General features: G+C 38.3%; 15 protein-coding genes and 1 pseudogene. 9 read left to right on the top strand and 7 right to left on the bottom strand.

From position 1 onward, the window contains the following. The first annotated feature begins 269 nt into the window (after positions 1 to 269). The 4 genes from MUA90_RS03870 (at position 270) to MUA90_RS03855 (ending at position 3,130) form a co-directional block, all read left to right on the top strand. On the top strand, positions 270 to 656 hold the full coding sequence (locus MUA90_RS03870) for a hypothetical protein (RefSeq protein WP_114602860.1): 387 nt from the start codon (positions 270 to 272) through the stop codon (positions 654 to 656). A 128-nt stretch (positions 657 to 784) separates the two neighbouring features. Further along, the gene (locus tag MUA90_RS03865; RefSeq protein WP_262588436.1) at positions 785 to 1,348 is read left to right on the top strand and encodes an NADPH-dependent FMN reductase; all 564 of its coding nucleotides are present in this window, start codon (positions 785 to 787) and stop codon (positions 1,346 to 1,348) included. A gap of 95 nt (positions 1,349 to 1,443) precedes the next feature. Beyond that, positions 1,444 to 2,307: a GRP family sugar transporter gene (locus tag MUA90_RS03860; RefSeq protein WP_262588435.1), complete on the top strand. Its 864-nt coding sequence runs from the start codon at positions 1,444 to 1,446 to the stop codon at positions 2,305 to 2,307. A gap of 31 nt (positions 2,308 to 2,338) precedes the next feature. Further along, positions 2,339 to 3,130, top strand: coding sequence for a glucose 1-dehydrogenase (locus MUA90_RS03855; RefSeq protein WP_262588434.1), 792 nt, complete (start codon positions 2,339 to 2,341; stop codon positions 3,128 to 3,130). 98 nt (positions 3,131 to 3,228) lie between these two features. Here MUA90_RS03855 and MUA90_RS03850 read toward each other — a convergent pair whose 3' ends face one another. Beyond that, a complete protein-coding gene (locus tag MUA90_RS03850) occupies positions 3,229 to 4,563 on the bottom strand; it encodes an NCS2 family permease (protein WP_262588433.1) in 1,335 nt (444 codons plus the stop codon). A gap of 189 nt (positions 4,564 to 4,752) precedes the next feature. Continuing rightward, positions 4,753 to 6,885, bottom strand: a complete 2,133-nt coding sequence (locus MUA90_RS03845; RefSeq protein WP_262588432.1) for a DNA topoisomerase III — start codon at positions 6,883 to 6,885, stop codon at positions 4,753 to 4,755. Positions 6,886 to 7,028: 143 nt separating this feature from the next. On the opposite strand from MUA90_RS03845, the gene MUA90_RS03840 reads away from it, so the two are divergent. Both MUA90_RS03840 and MUA90_RS03835 read left to right on the top strand, forming a co-directional pair. Then, the gene (locus MUA90_RS03840) at positions 7,029 to 7,895 is read left to right on the top strand and encodes a GNAT family N-acetyltransferase (RefSeq protein WP_262588431.1); all 867 of its coding nucleotides are present in this window, start codon (positions 7,029 to 7,031) and stop codon (positions 7,893 to 7,895) included. A 117-nt stretch (positions 7,896 to 8,012) separates the two neighbouring features. Beyond that, on the top strand, positions 8,013 to 8,867 hold the full coding sequence (locus MUA90_RS03835) for a GRP family sugar transporter (protein WP_262588430.1): 855 nt from the start codon (positions 8,013 to 8,015) through the stop codon (positions 8,865 to 8,867). Positions 8,868 to 8,981: 114 nt separating this feature from the next. On the opposite strand, the gene MUA90_RS03830 is transcribed toward MUA90_RS03835, so the two are convergent. Continuing rightward, positions 8,982 to 9,893, bottom strand: coding sequence for an AEC family transporter (locus MUA90_RS03830; protein ID WP_262588429.1), 912 nt, complete (start codon positions 9,891 to 9,893; stop codon positions 8,982 to 8,984). A 136-nt stretch (positions 9,894 to 10,029) separates the two neighbouring features. On the opposite strand from MUA90_RS03830, the gene MUA90_RS03825 reads away from it, so the two are divergent. Then, the gene (locus MUA90_RS03825; RefSeq protein WP_162912119.1) at positions 10,030 to 10,197 is read left to right on the top strand and encodes an SE1832 family protein; all 168 of its coding nucleotides are present in this window, start codon (positions 10,030 to 10,032) and stop codon (positions 10,195 to 10,197) included. 63 nt (positions 10,198 to 10,260) lie between these two features. Further along, positions 10,261 to 10,578 (top strand): membrane stabilizing protein MspA, encoded by a 318-nt coding sequence (gene mspA, locus MUA90_RS03820; protein WP_262588800.1) that lies wholly within the window; start codon positions 10,261 to 10,263, stop codon positions 10,576 to 10,578. 59 nt (positions 10,579 to 10,637) lie between these two features. On the opposite strand, the pseudogene MUA90_RS03815 reads toward mspA, so the two are convergent. The 4 genes and pseudogenes from MUA90_RS03815 to MUA90_RS03800 form a co-directional block, all read right to left on the bottom strand. After that, positions 10,638 to 11,759 (bottom strand): annotated as a pseudogene (locus tag MUA90_RS03815) (amidohydrolase family protein). Positions 11,760 to 11,825: 66 nt separating this feature from the next. Next, positions 11,826 to 13,007, bottom strand: coding sequence for a hypothetical protein (locus MUA90_RS03810; RefSeq protein ID WP_262588428.1), 1,182 nt, complete (start codon positions 13,005 to 13,007; stop codon positions 11,826 to 11,828). A gap of 211 nt (positions 13,008 to 13,218) precedes the next feature. Then, positions 13,219 to 16,374, bottom strand: a complete 3,156-nt coding sequence (locus MUA90_RS03805) for an efflux RND transporter permease subunit (RefSeq protein WP_262588427.1) — start codon at positions 16,372 to 16,374, stop codon at positions 13,219 to 13,221. Between the two features lie 157 nt (positions 16,375 to 16,531). Beyond that, positions 16,532 to 17,785 carry a lipid II:glycine glycyltransferase FemX gene (locus MUA90_RS03800; protein WP_262588426.1) on the bottom strand — a complete coding sequence of 418 codons (1,254 nt, stop codon included), beginning with the start codon at positions 17,783 to 17,785 and terminating at the stop codon, positions 16,532 to 16,534. Between the two features lie 123 nt (positions 17,786 to 17,908). Here MUA90_RS03800 and MUA90_RS03795 point away from each other — a divergent pair, with 123 nt between their 5' ends. Next, positions 17,909 to 18,160 (top strand): hypothetical protein, encoded by a 252-nt coding sequence (locus tag MUA90_RS03795; RefSeq protein ID WP_262588425.1) that lies wholly within the window; start codon positions 17,909 to 17,911, stop codon positions 18,158 to 18,160.

The following is an 18,160-nucleotide window of genomic DNA, read 5'->3' as shown; positions in this document are numbered from 1 at the left end:
CATGGCAAAGCGGCCGGGTGTGTCAGTAACCTTTCGCTTCATCGCGTATTCAAAGTCCAACATTAGATATGTTACACGAATCGCCGCTCAGTTGCAACCATTTACTGTAACTTTTTTATGAAAGACTTTTTTCTCTAACACATACCAGTATATTTTACTTCAAATGCCTTCTTACTTCAACCCGTATATAGAAATTTTTCACTAAGCCCTCAAATTTTTTCTAATGCCTCTTATCCTATATAATAGTAAACGATAGGTGGTGAAGAAAAATGAAACACAGTATCAGACTTTCATTAATCATTTTAAGTATCATACTCTTGCTTTCTGAATTAGTATACGGTATTCCGTTCTTAGGCGGATCCATTATATTATCATTCGGCTGGCAGCCTTTGATTATTAATGCTTTCTTCTATTTATTAATCGTCGTTACTCTGCTTGTCGATAGTCAAAATTCTATTCGTCCAATGGTCATTATTCCATTACTCGGTATCGCCGGGTCATTTATTGCGATTATCCCGTTTGTCGGTATGATTGCACACTGGATTTTATTCTTTTTAATGCTTTTCTTCCTATTAGTAGTAATGAGTACTCCAATCTATGTCGCAAACCGAAGTGCCAGAGCTGTTTATGATGAACATGGCAGAAGAATCAAATAGATGAAAAATCACCGGCTTATCGCCGGTTTTTTCATACCTTGCTTTATTCTATACTTTATCCTTGCTATCGTTTATTATTTTTCTAAAGAGATATAAATAGTATATGACCACTAAATGGAGGGATAGTTATGAAAAACATTGGATTTATTTCTGGAAGTTTGCGAGAAGCTTCATATAACAAGGCAATTATTAATTCCATGTTAGAAGCTGCACCAGAGGATTGGAATACTTACATTATTGATTATAAAGACTTGCCTGTTTATAACTTTGATATTGAAGGCGAAAATGAACCTGAAGCAGTCACAGCATTCAGAGAGAAAATTAGAGAAAGCGACGGCGTCATTATCGTAAGCCCTGAATACAACTCTGGTATTCCCGGCGGTTTGAAAAATGCGATTGATTGGGCATCACGTTCTAGAACACCGGATGAAAAGCCGCCATTAATATGGAAACCTTTCGCAGTAGCTGGAGGTTCACCAGGTTCTATCGGTACTGCACTGGGACAAATGCAAATCAGACAATCATTGCTTGCTATGAATGCACATGCTATGACGGGTCCTAAGTTTATAGTCGGAAAAGTACATGAAAAAGTGAACACAGATACAATGCGCTTAGAAGATGAACGTACATTAAAACGTGTTCCTTCCTTCTTAAAGGCTTTTGATACTTGGGTAGATCATTTCAAAAATTAATAAGCGGTAAAACTACTTTATATTAATTTTTTCGTTTGTTTTCAACAATCTACTGCTGGGTATATTTCCATTAGCACGTATAAAAAGTATAGGTGGTGGAATTGTTGGATATACTCATTGCACTGTTGCCTGCATTATTTTGGGGCAGCGTTGTACTGATTAACGTCTCTATCGGTGGCGGTCCCTATAACCAAATCCGAGGTACGACACTGGGTGCGTTAATCGTAGGTATTATCGTATTGTTCACAGGTAATACTTCCTTTAACCCTATTGTTATTTTCGTAGGTATTGTATCTGGTGCCTTTTGGGCATTAGGTCAGGGTAATCAATTAAGATCCGTACAGATTATCGGCGTTTCAAGAACTATGCCTATTTCAACCGGAATGCAATTAGTCGGAACTACTTTGTTCAGTGCCATCTTCCTTGGTGAGTGGAGCACAGGTACACAAGTTGTTCTAGGGCTTATTGCTATGGTGCTGTTAGTAGGCGGTATTGCATTAACATCATTGAAAGCTAAGCACGAAGCAGCGGATAATTCTGGTTCAATCGCTAAAGCATTCCCTATTCTCTTAATTTCTACATTAGGGTATGTCGTTTATGTTGTGATTGCCCAAATTTTTAATGTTAACGGGCTGCAAGCTCTATTCTTCCAATCTATCGGAATGGCAATCGGAGGTTTCTTGCTATCAATGAAACACGAAACTTCTGTGAAGTATACATTATGGAATATCATTCCGGGTGTAGTTTGGGCGATAGGTAATTTATTCCTATTCTATTCACAACCAAAAGTCGGAGTTGCGACCAGCTTCTCTTTCTCACAATTACTTGTTATTGTTTCTACACTCGGCGGAATATTCTTATTGAAAGAGAAGAAAGACAAACGTCAAATGATCGGTATATGGTCTGGTATAGCTTTGATCATTATCGCATCTATTATTCTAGGTCAGCTTAAAGCCTAATCATAATATAGAAATAAAGGAGCGCTTTAATATGTATCAAGATTTAGAAGGTAAAGTAGTAATTATCACAGGCAGCGGCAGTGGTATCGGAAAAACTTACGCTGAAGCATTCGGTAAAGCCAAAGCTAAAGTTGTCTTAAACTATCGTTCATCAAAACACGAACAAGAGCTTGAAGAGTTGAAAAAAGAAATCGAAAACAACGGCGGAAAAGCAATAGCTGTACAAGGTGATGTAGCAGTAGAAGAAGATGTAATTAACCTAGTCAATCAAGCAGTCGAACAATTCGGCACTTTAGATATTATGATTAATAACGCTGGTTTTGAAAAACCGATTCCATCACACGAAATGTCAGTAGATGAGTTCAAAAAAGTCATCGACATTAACTTAACAGGTGCTTTCATCGGTTCAAGAGAAGCCGTGAAATACTTCCTTAAAGAAGATAAAAAAGGTGTTATTTTAAATACTTCAAGTGTTCATGATACCATTCCTTGGCCATATTACGTGAACTATGCAGCAAGTAAAGGCGGCCTTAAGAAAATGATGGAAACAATGTCTATGGAATATGCACAATACGGTATCCGTATTAATAATATTTCACCAGGTGCCATCGTAACTGAACACACGAAAGAGAAATTCTCAGACCCTGAAACACGCGAAGAAACATTAGCAATGATTCCAGCAAAAGAAATCGGCAATACTGATCAAGTCGCAAACGTTGCCCTCTTCTTAGCTTCAGATGTTTCAAGCTATGTTCATGGTACAACAATATATGTTGACGGCGGTATGACAAACTACCCTGCTTTCATGGGCGGTAAAGGTTAATAGCGCATCAACATTTTTGGCACTTGTCTGATTCAGGCAAGTTCTTTTTGCATGCATAAAAAAAGCAAGCCCATCAAATGAGCTTGCTGCAAAAGGTTTTATCCATGTACAAAGACAAAGTATAAAATGAATAAGACCATTAAAATGTACATAATAGGATGTACTTCTTTATGACGTTTCGTCATTAACATGGTAATAGGATAGAAAATGAAGCCGCATGCTATCCCTGTCGCAATAGAATAAGATAAAGGCATCATGATAATTGTGATAAATGCCGGTACTGCAAGTTCGAATTTCTTCCAATCGATTTCAGATAGGTTGCCGGCCATCAGTACACCTACCACAATCAATGCCGGTGCTGTCACAGCACTTGTCACAACTGCCATCAATGGACTGAAGAACAATGCAAGCAAGAAACCAAGCCCTGTCACAATACTAGCAAATCCAGTTCTTGCCCCTACTGCTACACCTGAAGTCGATTCGATATAAGAAGTCGTTGTTGTTGTACCGAAGATAGAACCTACAATTGTCGCAATCGAATCTGAGAATAATGCACGTCCTGCACGCGGTAATTTATTATCTTTCATAATTCCTGCTTGTGATGCTACAGCAACCAATGTACCTGCTGTATCAAAGAAGTCGATGAATAAGAATGTCAAAATTACAATTAAAAATTGAACTGTAAATAACTGACTCGGATCTTTAAATGCTTCAAAGGCTGCACCGAATGTCGGCGCAATGCTTGGTACTTTACCCACGACCGCATGCGGCATTTGAATCAATCCTGTAATCAAACCGCCGACAGACGTTAAAATCATACCGATAAAGATCGCACCCGGTATTTTCTTAGCATACAATACTACCGTAACTATAATACCAAAGACAGCTAACAGTACTTTGCCGTCTGTAATATGTCCAAGTGTCACTAGTGTAGAATCATTATTGATAATAATACCTGCACCTTGCAGACCGACAAAGGTAATAAATAAACCGATACCGGCTGTCACTGCCATCTTCATCTCATAAGGAATCGCATTGATAATGGTTTCCCGGAGTCCGGTTACTGTCAGTATTGCGAAGAAGATACCCGAACAAAGTACGCCGGATAAACCGATTTGCCAAGGAATTCCCATCGTTAATACTACTGTGAAGGCGAAGAAGGCATTAAGCCCCATCCCCGGTGCTAATGCAATCGGATATCTGGCAATCAATCCCATGAACAGAGAACCAACAAAAGCAGCTAACGCTGTAGCCACAAAGACAGCACCTTGGTCCATTTTCATATCGTCAGGAATACCCTTAACACCTGCTAAACTTAAAATCTGCGGGTTAACAGCTAATATGTAAGCCATAGATAAGAAAGTTGTTAATCCACCTAAAATCTCTCTGCGATAATTCGTTTGATACTTATCAAATTGGAAATATTTTTTCACTTTGCATTCTCCTTAAATGAAATACCTTAATATTCTAATCCCTATATTAAAAAAAGACAATGCGGTTTTAACTAAAATGCATAAATTTTATAGAGAAAATTAAAACACACACTTATGTTTGCCTTCTAACGCACTATTTTTAAATATGGCTCGTTAAAATTCATAGTTTCATAAGTGTGTGTGATTCAATTACAGTTTCAAATTCTTCAATGCATCTTGGAATGGATTATTATCTATTTCTTCTTTACCCATATATTTCTTCATTTCACGTTTTGAAACTTTTCCTTTGCCTTTGTTTTTATGTCTTTGATCCATTTGTTCTTGTGTTTCCGAATGACCGCATACACAGCGGTACGTTGCTTTCTTGCCTTTGCCGAACAATGTCATTTTCTTATGACAGTTTGGACAGCGGGCATTGGTTTTGCGCTGTACATTTTTCTTCGTTTTGCATGCTGGATCCTGACATACGAGCATTTGTCCGTTTTTCGTTTTCACTTTAATCATGAATTTACCGCATGTCGGACATTCTGTAGTTGTTAAATTATCATGTTTGTATTTTTGTTCGCTTTGTTTGATTTCATCTACGATAGATTGCGTGAACTGTTTCATCTCTTTGATAAATTGTCTTGAGTCGTATTTACCCTTTTCAATTTGCGTCAGTTTCTCTTCCCATTCTGCAGTTAATAACGGTGATGTCAGTGCCTTTGGTGCCAACTCTAAAATCTGGCGTCCTTTTGAAGTCACTCTGATGTGGCCGTCTCTTGCTTCAATCGCATTCATATTAAAGAGTTTATCAATAATATCTGCACGTGTTGCTACCGTTCCGATACCGCCTGTTTGTTTTAACGTATTGGAATGTTTCTTATCTTTTAGATCAAAGAATTTTTGAGGGTTCTCCATCGCTTTTAACAATGTACCTTCATTAAAGTATGCGGGCGGTTGTGTTTCATGTGTTTGAATATGAAAGCGTGAAACTGAAGCGCGTTGGCCCTTTTCAAATGCAATACGTTCAGACTGTACACTTTGTTCATTGCGCAGCTGCTTGAAACCGAGTTGTTTTGCGACTTTCTCTTGCAGTTCGAATGATTCATTGCTGACTTTGGCAACCACTTTTACCGCTTCAAATTCATATGGCGGCAGCAGATTCTCAACAAATCGTTCTGCAACCATTAAATACAGCTTTTGTTCACGCTGACTCAAATCGTTCATATTCGGTCTGATTTCTGTCGGTATAATCGCATGGTGGTCAGATACTTTCTGATTATTGACGATACCCATTTTCGGACTGAACGTCTTATTGACCAACGGACGTACTGCATCTTTATACTCTGTCGCAAGCAACGCTTGAAGGCGCTCTTTAAAAGTCTCTACCATATCATCTGTTAAATAATTCGAATCTGTTCTTGGATACGTCACTAATTTATGACGTTCATACAAATTCTGCAGCGTATTTAATGTTTCTTTCGCACCCATGCGGTAACGCTGATACGCTTCTTGCTGCAAGTCAGTCAAACTGAACAATTTTGCCGGATACTGTTTCTTATGCTTAGAAGAGACCGATACAATCTCAGCAGTTTGTCCTTTCAGCTTTTCGACAAGCTGTTCCAATTGCTGCTTGTCATGAATACGGCGCTGGCTTTCCAATTTGAATACTTGGCCATCAATAGTTGCTTCTAATGTGTAATATTCAGAAGGTCTGAAATGCTTGATTTCATCTTGTCTCATTTGAACAAGCTGAATCGTCGGTGTTTGTACACGCCCTAAAGAAAGCTGCGCATCGTATTTTGTCGTTAATGCGCGTGTCGCATTAATCCCTACAATCCAATCCGCTTCACTGCGTGCTAAAGCTGCACGATACAGCGGCAAGTATGTTCTGCCGTCTTTTAATTGTTTAAAGCCGTTGCGGATTGCTTTAGCTGTAATCGAACTGATCCAAAGTCTTTTTATCGGTTTCTTATTATGCACTTTATCTAAAATCAAACGTGCGACTAATTCCCCTTCTCGTCCGGCATCTGTCGCAATAATAATATCTTTGACATTCTCTTTTAACATTAACGCTTTTACAGTATTAAACTGCTTTTTCGTTTTAGGAATCACGATAGTCTTCATGTGTTTAGGAATAATCGGCAATTCCTGCAAATTCCACGTTTTATATTTCGCATCGTATTGTTCCGGTGTCGCATTCGTCACCAAATGACCGAGTGCCCAAGTCACGATATAGTCTTGGCTCTCGAAATAACCATTGCGCTTTTGATTTACATTCAACGCACTGGCAATATCACGTGCAACAGAAGGTTTCTCTGCTAGAATTAATGATTTCATATTTACTGTCCTTTCCAAAAAATCGTATATCTATTGTAACACGATTTATTGTACTTGTTTCCCCGCCTTTCCTTTTATCTCACCTCAAAACACAGTATAATAAAAACAAAGCTGCTGTTTATCAGACAACCAAGGAGGTTCTTATGAAAGCAATTCAGATAGATTCTGCTCAAGACATCCAAAGCTTTATCCACCAAGCCGATACGTCCATGTGTTCGTATATTTACAAGCTGCATCAAAAGAATGTTGCTTTATCGCAAAGTATTGACGCATTAAAACATGATACAGGTGTATATGCCTTAGTTAATGATGCTGATGAGATACAAATGCTGATGGGCGGTTTTTCTTATGATACACAACACTTTAAAATGGTCGGACCTTTTCTCGCTCCAAATTATCAACTCGATGCACAAGCATTCAAGCAGTTATTCGAAACATTGGCCGACGCACAACCAAAAGGTGCACATTTCAACTTTTCATTCGATGTAACAAGCGACTATAAAAGTTCATTAATGAAAGCAATTGATGCACATTACACGTTTACGGATTACTACCTTTCAACTAATCATACGATTGAAACAAGTAATGAAGCACAACGGCATATTATTCCTTATCACAAAGCCTTTTTCACACATTTCGAACCGTTGCATCATAAAATCTTCAGACGTGAAGCGATGACAGCTTCTGAAATCGTCAATACTATTGATGAGAATAATCAATTGTTCTTCTTCGTTTCTGAAGGCATCTTAAAAGGTTACCTTTATTTGCAAATCAAACCTGATAAACAATCAGCAGAAATCAAATACTTCTCGTCGCATACGGATTACCGCAACGAAGGTATTGCTTTCAACTTGTTAAGTTACGCAATCAACTATGCTTTTAAACGAGAGACTATCCAAAAAGTTTATTTCAAAATCCGCAGTAAAAACGATCGCTTAGTGGATCGTTTCAGCGAACTCGGTTTTGATATCCGTTCTGAACGCAAAAAATTCAAATACATTAAAGAGTAAAGCAAGTTTGCTGAGAGGTCACCCTTTCAGCAAACTTTTTATTTTCATTTTATTTGCTGATGCTTTATTCTATTTCTAACAAAGGGGAAGTTTAGTATAGAAAGGAAAGAAAACTAAATGGATTTACTTATTGCATTGCTTCCTGCACTCTTTTGGGGCAGCGTTGTCCTGATTAACGTACTTGTTGGAGGCGGTCCTTATAATCAAATCCGAGGCACGACACTCGGCGCTTTGATTGTAGGTATTTTATTGCTGCTCACAGGGCATGCAAGCTTTGAACCGAAAGTCGTCATTGTCGGCTTGATTTCCGGTGCGTTTTGGGCACTTGGTCAAGGCTATCAATTACGTTCTGTTCAATTGATCGGTGTTTCTAAAACAATGCCGATTTCAACAGGCATGCAGTTAGTCGGAACTACACTCTTCAGTGCTGTCTTCTTAGGTGAATGGAGTACCGGTACTCAAGTCATACTAGGTATTTTCGCTATGATTCTCTTAGTAGCTGGTATTGCTTTAACATCACTGAAAGCGAAACATGAAACTTCAGAAGGTTCTAAATCTCTAGGCAGAGCCATTCCAATCTTGCTGATTTCTACGGTAGGCTATGTCGTTTATGTAGTCATCGCACAAATCTTTGGCGTTAATGGTTTAGACGCATTGTTCTTCCAATCAATCGGTATGGCTATCGGCGGATTTTTATTATCTGTCAATCACCAAACTTCAAAACGCTATACCATCCGAAATATTATACCCGGTGTAGTATGGGCTATCGGTAACTTGTTCTTATTCTTTTCACAACCGAAAGTCGGTGTTGCGACAAGTTTCTCATTCTCGCAATTATTAGTCATCGTCTCTACACTCGGCGGTATCTTCTTATTGAAAGAACGTAAAGACAAACGCCAATTAGTCGGAATCGGATTAGGCATCGTCTTAATCGTTGCGGCTGCCTTTGTACTTGGAGGATTGAAAGCTTAATAAGTTTCGGTGAGCAAGCATTCAAATGAATACACGTCAGCATCAAGCTTTAATATATGTATTAAAGAAGGGATGGTATAACAGCTGCACCAGTTGTTATACCATCCCTTTCTCTTATACAAAGAACATTTGATAAAAATAAAGAATAAAAATACTGATAATAATGGTCATATTGGTCGTCATACCTATCAACGGCAACGTTCGATATCTCAATTGAATCGAATATGGAATGACAGCTACACCAATCGGCAAGAGCCAAATTACCATTAATGTTGTTTTAATCATTTGATCTGATACAGGCAGGAAGAAATAGACTAACAGACCTGCAACCAAACCAAAACCATAGTGTACAGTTAAATACTTCAATGCGACAGGCAAGAATTTGCGTTCTACTCTAAAGTTGAGCATTAAACCAAGTAAAATCATGGATAACGGCATGTTGGCTTGTGATACCACATCAAAGAATCGAATCATAGCATCCGGCAAATGAATCTTGCTCATATTTAAGCCGAACATAATCAAATACGTCATAAGCGGAATAGAACGTACCAAATTCAGTAATAGGAACTTCACATTGAAAGTATTACCTTCTGCATTACTGAAATAGTTGCCTACAAAGTAAGTCACACCAAACATAATGATGGCACCGCCGATATCTGCCATACCAAAATAAATCATACCGACTTTTGGCCAGATGGCTTGTACTAAAGGATAAGCAAATAATCCTATGTTTAACGATGCCATCATCATACCGATAGTACCGCGCATTTCATTATCATATTTTAAGAAGAAGCTGATTGCGATAATTTTTGCGATTATACCATAAATAATCATCATTAACGGCAGTACTGATAATGAGATATCTAAATCAGCTTTATTCAGATTGACGATGACTAACGCAGGTAATGTAACATTTAGGACTAGCTTGGCTAAGACTTGACTGTCTTCTTCTTTTAATATATTAATTCTTTTTAATACATAGCCGAGTATTATCAACAAGACTATGATTACGAATTTGCCTGTCATAAGTCATCCTTCTTTCTCTTTATATATAAATTTCAAACGTCGACTGACAAATGTCATTTTTCTTCAATTACATCTATAAAGTTTCCATGCTATACTATTACTATTGATAATAAAAATCAATAAGGTGGTGTTTCTATTGAATTTGGAAAGTCAATTAGCAGAATTAAAACAAGATTACGTACGTTTGCAAGATGATTTGGAAAAGCGCGAATCTACTGGTCAAGAAGTCGACCCGCTGATTAAACAGCTTGAACAAATTGAACAAGAAATCGCACACGTACGTTCGCAAATAAATCAACAATAGTGCTTTGCACCTTTGATATGCTGAGGCATCCATCAATGTGTGCCCAGAAAGGAAGTTCACATGATGCAACTGTATATGTTATTATTACCCGTTTTATACCTGTTCGTAAGTTTCATCAGTATCTATAAGATGCGCTCTGTTTTCAGCAGTATCTTGCGTATGGTAATGGGTGTTTTGCTGATACTTGTCGCAGCGATGACAAGTTTAACCGTCCCTCCTGCAGCATGGTGGGAATTTGCGGTCATTGTAATGCTTGTCGGCAACGTGGAAATTACAGCCTTCAAGTATGCAAAAGGCGATAAAAAAGGTGTATTCCTCTTAAATATGATGACCCTTTTCATTTTTGTAATCAGTGTTATTCTAACATTTATCGTTTATTAATAAAGAAAATCCCCTTGACGCTCTTTTTACAGCGTTGAGGGGATTTTCTTTGTATATGATTAACGTGCAACTTTATATCCTTTTTTATACACAGTCTTCTCGCCTTGCAGCACTTTGATATCTTCTAATGGATTATGGTCTAGTACAATGAAGTCTGCTAATTTGCCTTCCTCTATCGAACCTGTATCCTCACTGATATTCAATAACTCTGCTGCATTGATCGTTGCGGCTTGCAATGTCTGTAAGTTCGTAGCGCCGGTACGTGTCATCAACTCCATTTCGAATGTAGAGTGCGTATCAAAGTTATTCATTGCAGTACCCGAATCTGTACCTAAGGCAAGTTTCACACCTGCTTTAGCTGCTTTTCCGATACTTTCAAAATGTGCCGCTTCAATTTCTAATGATTTCTTAACCATGAAATCCGGCAGAATCTCTTGATGCTGATTAATCGCATACGGTGCAATCAATGTCGGAACAATAAATGTATGATGATCCAAGCATAATTGAATCGCTTCATCATCTAAATATACTGCGTGTTCAATCGAATCTACACCTGCTAATACAGCATTTTTAATGCCTTCTGTGCCATGCGCATGTGCACAAGCAGTTCTGCCTTTATGATGTGCTTCAATTACCGCAGCTTCCATTTCTTCTTTTGACATTTGAACATCATGCGGTGTTTCGCCGCTGAAAGAAACTCCTCCAGTCGCCATCAACTTCAGATTATCTGCGCCCTTTTTCAATAATTTTCTAGCCTATTTACGGACTTCATCTACACCATCTACTTCATAACTGCCTTCGCTGAAGTGGCCGCCTGTCATTGTTAATGGACTCCCTGAAGCAACAATGCCTGGTGCAGTGAACGCGCCTTGCTTTTCAAGTTCAGATAATTTCAAATCTACATCATAAATAGAACCCACATCTCTGATATACGTTACCCCGTCGTTTAAGAGTGCTTTTAAATTCTTTAATGCTGAATACGTTGCTGTGACTGCATCATTTTCTGGAGAACCTAATTGAGAGACTTTTCCTTCAGGATCAGCAACGATATGTGTATGCGCATTGATAAGTCCAGGTACAACGTATTTGCCTTTTAAGTCTATTGTTTCATCCACTGCTTCTGATGGGCTGATAAATCTGCCGCTGTTGGTATCCAGCGCAAATTGTGCATCTTGTTCCATCGTTTCTCCATTGAATACATGTGCTTGTGTAAAAAGTACTTTAGTCACTTTAAATCTATCCTTTCTCTATAATAATTTTAAGAATATCGATGCAATAATAATCGATGCGACTGATACTGTCGCAAAGCCGCCTACAAGCATCTTAGGCATCATATAATCTAATAAATAAGCACGCTGCTTTTGATCATGAGTTAAGTTATTGACCACTTCTTTCGTTAAGATGTAGTCAGCAGGGAAACCGAATAATGCAGTAAGCGAAGTCGCAAACGCCATATCTTTGCTGAGCTTTAACGCTTTGGCTAATAAGAATGAAGCTAAATACATACCGATAATACCTAACACAATCAATACTAAAATTTGAATCATAATACCGCTTAACACTTTAGGTGTGGTCATGCTTAACTGTGAAAATACAAATGCCAGCAAGCCATACATCAGCCAATTAAATACTTTTGCCTTGTTGAGAATTTGTTTTTCTAAGAAGCCGAGCTGATGAAAGATCACGCCGAGTACTAATGCAATCACATTACCATTCACTGCTTTATTAGTAAGTTTTTCAAGTAACACAGCTAAGACTGCTACCACAGCCACTTTTGCGAGCAAGAATGCAGGTGTCTGCAATTTCTCGCTCTTAAATAATGACGGCTGCTTATCTTCAGGCTCAAATGTGTCAGATTGTGTCTCCTCTTGTACAGCTGACACTGAATGCATATCTGCTTCTTTTAATAACCGTTTCCCTTCTCGCTTTAACACTACTGATGTTAAAGGGTATCCGATAATACTGTGTGTAATATACATAGCAACCGGAATGGCTACTAAAGCCGTCAGCCCTTCTGCTTTCAAACCATCTGACATCAATGCGACTGAAATCACACCGCCGGTTAATGGCGGAACTGCAGCTACAACTGTATGCCAATCAAACAACAATGTCCCGAGAGTTAATGTCAACACCATTGTTCCAAGAGTACCTGACAGTGCAATGACGACAGCTTTCCACTGTGCAAATAATTGTTTTAAATCCATCATTGTTCCTAAATGCACCAATAATAAAGGAATTGCAATCGTCACAAACTCTGTCCCAAACGAGGCATGACTCACCATATCCTTAGGCAAAAATGTCCAAAAACCGATGGTAAATAAAGCGGCAGTGATAAATACAGAAGGTATGTATGCCTTTGAAAAATTAGACCCCCACTCCCCGATAAAAATAAATACCATTACTACTAAAAACGCGATCAATAACTCCATATGTTACCTCCGTTTCCTTTCTATTTATATTTAAACAATTATAGAACCTTTATAGAGATATGTGAAGATAACATTCAAATTTTTCAGATTTTTTTGAGTTAATTAATCCTTTTCATGTACATCTACTCGAATTCATAAGAAAACGCACACCCTGTTTGATTCTAACAGAATGTGCGCTGCTATTATTCTGCGACTTTCGTCAGCAGTTTATTTAGTGTTTATTTTTATCTTTTGATTGAAACATGCCTGCTAATTTAGCTTTCATTGTAAATAAAATTTCATAAATCACAGGTACTACAATCAGAGTAAGTAATGTTGATGAAACCAATCCGCCGATTACCGTTGCGGCTAAGCCTTTTGAAATCAAGATAGAACTATCTTGACCAAACAGCATTGGTGCTAAGGCTCCGATTGTCGCAAGTGCTGTCATCAAGATTGGACGAATTCTTGTTCCGCCCGCTTCAAGCAATGCCTCTTTCATCGACATACCGCTGTGCTCATTATTGATAACACGGTCAATCAATACAATCGCATTCGTCACAACAATACCTATCAGCATCAGCACCCCGATCATACTAGGTACAGATAATGTCTCGCCGGTTAATACCAGTGCGACGACTACGCCGATTACAATGTATGGTAATGAGAAGAGAATCGTAAACGGTGCTAAACCGCCTTTGAATGTCAATACTAGGACTAAGTACACAATGATGACCGCCGCAAGCATCGCTAAACTTAATTGCGTAATGGCTCTATCAATATCATCAGATGCACCGCCGGAATTGATTTTCACATTCGCAGGTTTATCGATTTTATCCACTTTATCCATCACTTTTTGCGAAATGCCGCCGACGTCTTTACCGCTGATTGTTCCTGTTACTGTTGTTGTATAATCGCCGTCTTCTTTAATTAACTTGCTTGGTGTTTGTGTTGCTTTTAAAGTTGCGATTTCATTTAATTTAACTTTTTCGCCTGTTGGTGTCGGAATTTCTAAGTTGTTCAGTTTTTCTTTTGTCCAGTTGGTTTGTTTTTCTTGTTCTACTTTCACGTCGACTTTATGACCCTTTTCATTAATCGTCGTGATTGTTTTCTCTGGAATGTTTTGCTTTAGACCCATCGCAAGCTGTCCTGCAGATAAGCCTTTTTTTGTTGCTTTGTTTTTATCTACATCTACAGTGTATTGCTGATAAACTTCTGTTAAATCTGATTTAACGTTGACTAAACCAGATGTCGCTTTCATTTCTTTTTCTATCGCTTTGACTGTTTTTTCCATAGCTTTTGATGAAGGACCGGAGACTTTGACTTCCATTGCGTTGTTTCCGCCGCCAGTACCCATATCTAAGTATTTCCATTCGCCTTCTTGTTTAAAGCCTTCGATATGTTTTAATACTTTATCTGGTTCTTGATCGAAGTTTTGCGTATCTTTATCGTATTCAATCATCACTGCCATGTTATTCGTACTGCCTGTCGGGTCAATCGGTGAAGGTCCGCCGAGCGAGTATTGTACGATTTTTACTTTATCTTTACTGTTGAGATATTTTTGTACTTGTTCCGCATTTTTAAGGACTTGAGCTTTCGTTTCGCCCGGTTGCGGTGTATAAGTTAAAGCCATGAACTTGTCTTCCCCAGTCGAAATGAAGCTTGTGCCTATTTTTGCGGCACCTAAAAAGATACTGCCGACTAGTATTAATGTCGTTAATAATAAGACAATCCATTTATGATTTAACGACCATTTCAAGACATGCTTGTAACCTCTGCCTACTGCACCTAACGAACGTTTTTGTTTTGATTTAATACCTTTTTTGAAGAATGATGATGCTAATGCCGGCACAATAGTAATCGAAACCAGCAAGGATGCTAATAAACTAAAGGTAATCGCAAGCGCGAACGGTCTGAACATCTCGCCTACTGAACCTGATACAAATACCAGCGGCAAGAAAACAACAATGGTTACTAAAGTGGACGACATAATCGGTTTGAAGACTTCTGCCGTTGCACTGATAACTAAACTATTGCCTTTTTCGCGTTCATTCGGATCTGACATCCGTCTGTATATATTTTCAATAACTACAATAGAGTCATCAATCACACGTCCGATAGCGACAGTTAATGCGCCAAGTGTCAAAATGTTTAACGAAACATCAGAAAGTTTCAACGCAACCATCGCGATTAATAATGACATTGGAATTGAAACGATAGAAATAGCTGTAGTTCTGATATTGCGCAAGAATAATAAAATGATAATGATAGCCACAATTGTACCGAGAATTGCTTTTTCTAACATTGTATAGATAGAATCTTCAATCGGTTTTGCTGTATCCATGACTTTCGTATACGAAATGTCTTTGTTATCTTTTGCGAACGCTTTGATTTTATCAATAGTATCTTTTTTAACTTGTACGGTGTTCGCATCTTGTGCTTTTACAATTTGAACATCTACTGCATCTTCACCATTGGTTCTTGAAATCGATTCACGTTCTTGTCCGATCTTTACATCCGCAATATCTGATAGTTTCACCATCTCATTGCTTTGCGGACCTTGGCTGCTGCTTGGCATGCTGCCTGACTTCGCACTGCTGTCTGAACCTTCATCGCCTGCTTGTCCTTGGCTGCCTTGTGCAGCACTGACCGGAATCACAAAGTTCTTCAAGGCATCCGCTGATTTAAACTCTCCGTTAACCACAATCGATTTTTCCGTTTTACCGAATTGGAATAGACCCAGCGGCGTTTTGCCGGATGCATTTTTAATGTAGTCTTCTACTCCGCTTGCACTCATACCGCGTTCTTGAAGTTCTCGCTGTTTGAATTTAATCGTTGCTTGTCGTGCTGTTTGACCATTCAACTGAACATTTTGCACACCTTCTACCGTTTCTAATTTCGGTATCAGCTGAGATTCAATTGCTTTGGTCGCTTTTTCTAAATCATCATGTTTCTCAGAGAATGAAAAGACAACAACTGGGAATGCATTCATACTATTGCGTGTTAATTCTGGTTCTTGTGCATTCTCAGTTAGTTTAAGCTTATCTATTTCTTTCTTTAATGCTTCTTCTGCTTTATCCATGTCTGTCCCGTCATCATAACTGACTTGTACCATCGACACATTCTCTAAAGATTGTGTCTTAACGGTTTTGACATGCGCCATCCCTCTGACTTGGTTATCTATTTTATCACTGATATCTTCTTGTACTGTTTCAGGTGTTGCACCTGGTAATACAGTATTGACAGATATCATCGGTTCTTCTACATCAGGCAGTAATTCAAGTCTCATTTTCACACTGGAATAGACACCGCCGAGGATGACTAAAACTACCATTAATAAGACTGCGAATTTATTGCCTAAAGAGAACTTCAGCAAACGATTAATCATGCGTATATCCCCCTATTTTCTACTTACTTTAAATGTAACACAACCAGTTAAAAAGCGTCCCTTTTTTCACTAAATCTCCAAGTTTTTTACACTAAAAAAGATTGAGATCTGAAAAGATCTCAACCTTTTGTATATTGTTTCATGTTGTCTTCTTTTATTATTTTTTGCCTTTAAGTTTGCGTGATGCTTTGATTTTAGCCTTTGTCAACGCTGGTTTTAAATGTTCGATAACATAGAATAATGGTTGGTTGAGCGGATAATCGAACTCACCGATTTTCTCGCTTAAATACGTACCCCATGTTTTCTTGAAGGCCCATAAGCCATAGTGTTCTGAATCTTTATCCGGATCATTGTCTGTGCCGCCGAAATCATAAGTTGTGGCGCCTTTTTCACGTGCACAACGCATCATTTCAAATTGCATGTGATGGTTCGGCAAGAAGTCACGATAATCATTTGAAGATGCACCATATAAATAGTATGATTTCTGACCGCAGAACATTAACAATGCGCCTGATAAATAGACACCTTCAGGATGTGTACTTTCTAGTTCTTTCATTTGGTCGATCAATTTTTGGTTGCGTGCAATTTTCGCTTCTGCATCTTTGATTTTATTTAATGTTTTCTTGTCTTGTTTTTTCTGTTTCAAACGTTCGATATCTTGTTCAACTTCCGCATTTTCGCCGTTTAATTCTTTTAATACAGGTGCAGGTTCTAATTTCACTAAGAATAATTCAGCGTCGCCGTCTGGATGCAGCGCATCATAGATATTTTCGAAGTAGCTGATATCACGTGTTAAGAAACCGTCGCGTTCACCTGTAATGCGCATTAAATCAGCAAAGATTTTCAAATCTTCGCGGCCTTTGCGTTCTACTTTTGTGCCGCGTTTCAAAGCTAGACGGACTTTTGAACGGTTTCTGCGTTCAAAACTTTGAATCAGTTCCTCATCTGATTTATCAATCGGCGTAATCATTGTCATACGCGGTTGGATGTAATCTTTAGATAAACCTTCTTTAAAGCCTTTATGTTTGAATCCTAATTGTTTCAAGTGTGTTAAAGCTTGTCCTGCTTTATCTACTTCAACATCCGGATCGATTTTTATCGTATATGCTTTTTCGCTTTGTGCTACAGCTTTTGTATGTTCAAGGAGGGCTTCGATGACTGCTTTATCATCATAATCTGCGACGAACCCTCGAGATACATAACAAAATGTGAACGGCAATTTCGGTACTTTTTTGAAAAGGAGTTGTGCTACCCCTTTGATTTCACCGTTTTCTCCGACAGCTACACGTCTTGAGTACCACCCTGTCAATTTCTTCGTTTCTGCCCATTGTGTGAGTTGAAGCAAATCACCATTCGGATGAGATTTAACAAATGCATCATGTTCTTGGTTCGTGATATTCATCTTTTCCATAAAATAAAAATCTCCTTTATTTTCCTTACGCTATCTAGTTATTATACAATGAAACCAAACGACTTTCATGTTGTATCCTCACACAGGATCCTTTTAAACATTAAAGACATCGAGGTGAGAAATGTGAGAAATATCTTTTTAGGTATCATGATTGTATTCAACTTCATTGTTATTAGTATAACATTAGCTAACCATGTTCAAATAGATAATTTAAGCTTGCGCGTATTCTTTACTGCATTCTCTGCAGTCATCGCAGTTTATCTTGTCCTCTTGCATCGATCAAAGCTCGACTTAACATTAGCCATAATATTATTGGTCGTTGCTTTAACACATGCGGTTATGATTGCGAATGCTGTGTATCATTATATTTATTAA

This window comes from Staphylococcus sp. IVB6181 (assembly GCF_025561445.1).
Taxonomy (GTDB): domain Bacteria; phylum Bacillota; class Bacilli; order Staphylococcales; family Staphylococcaceae; genus Staphylococcus; species Staphylococcus simulans_B.
This window is presented reverse-complemented; position numbering and strand designations above follow the sequence as displayed.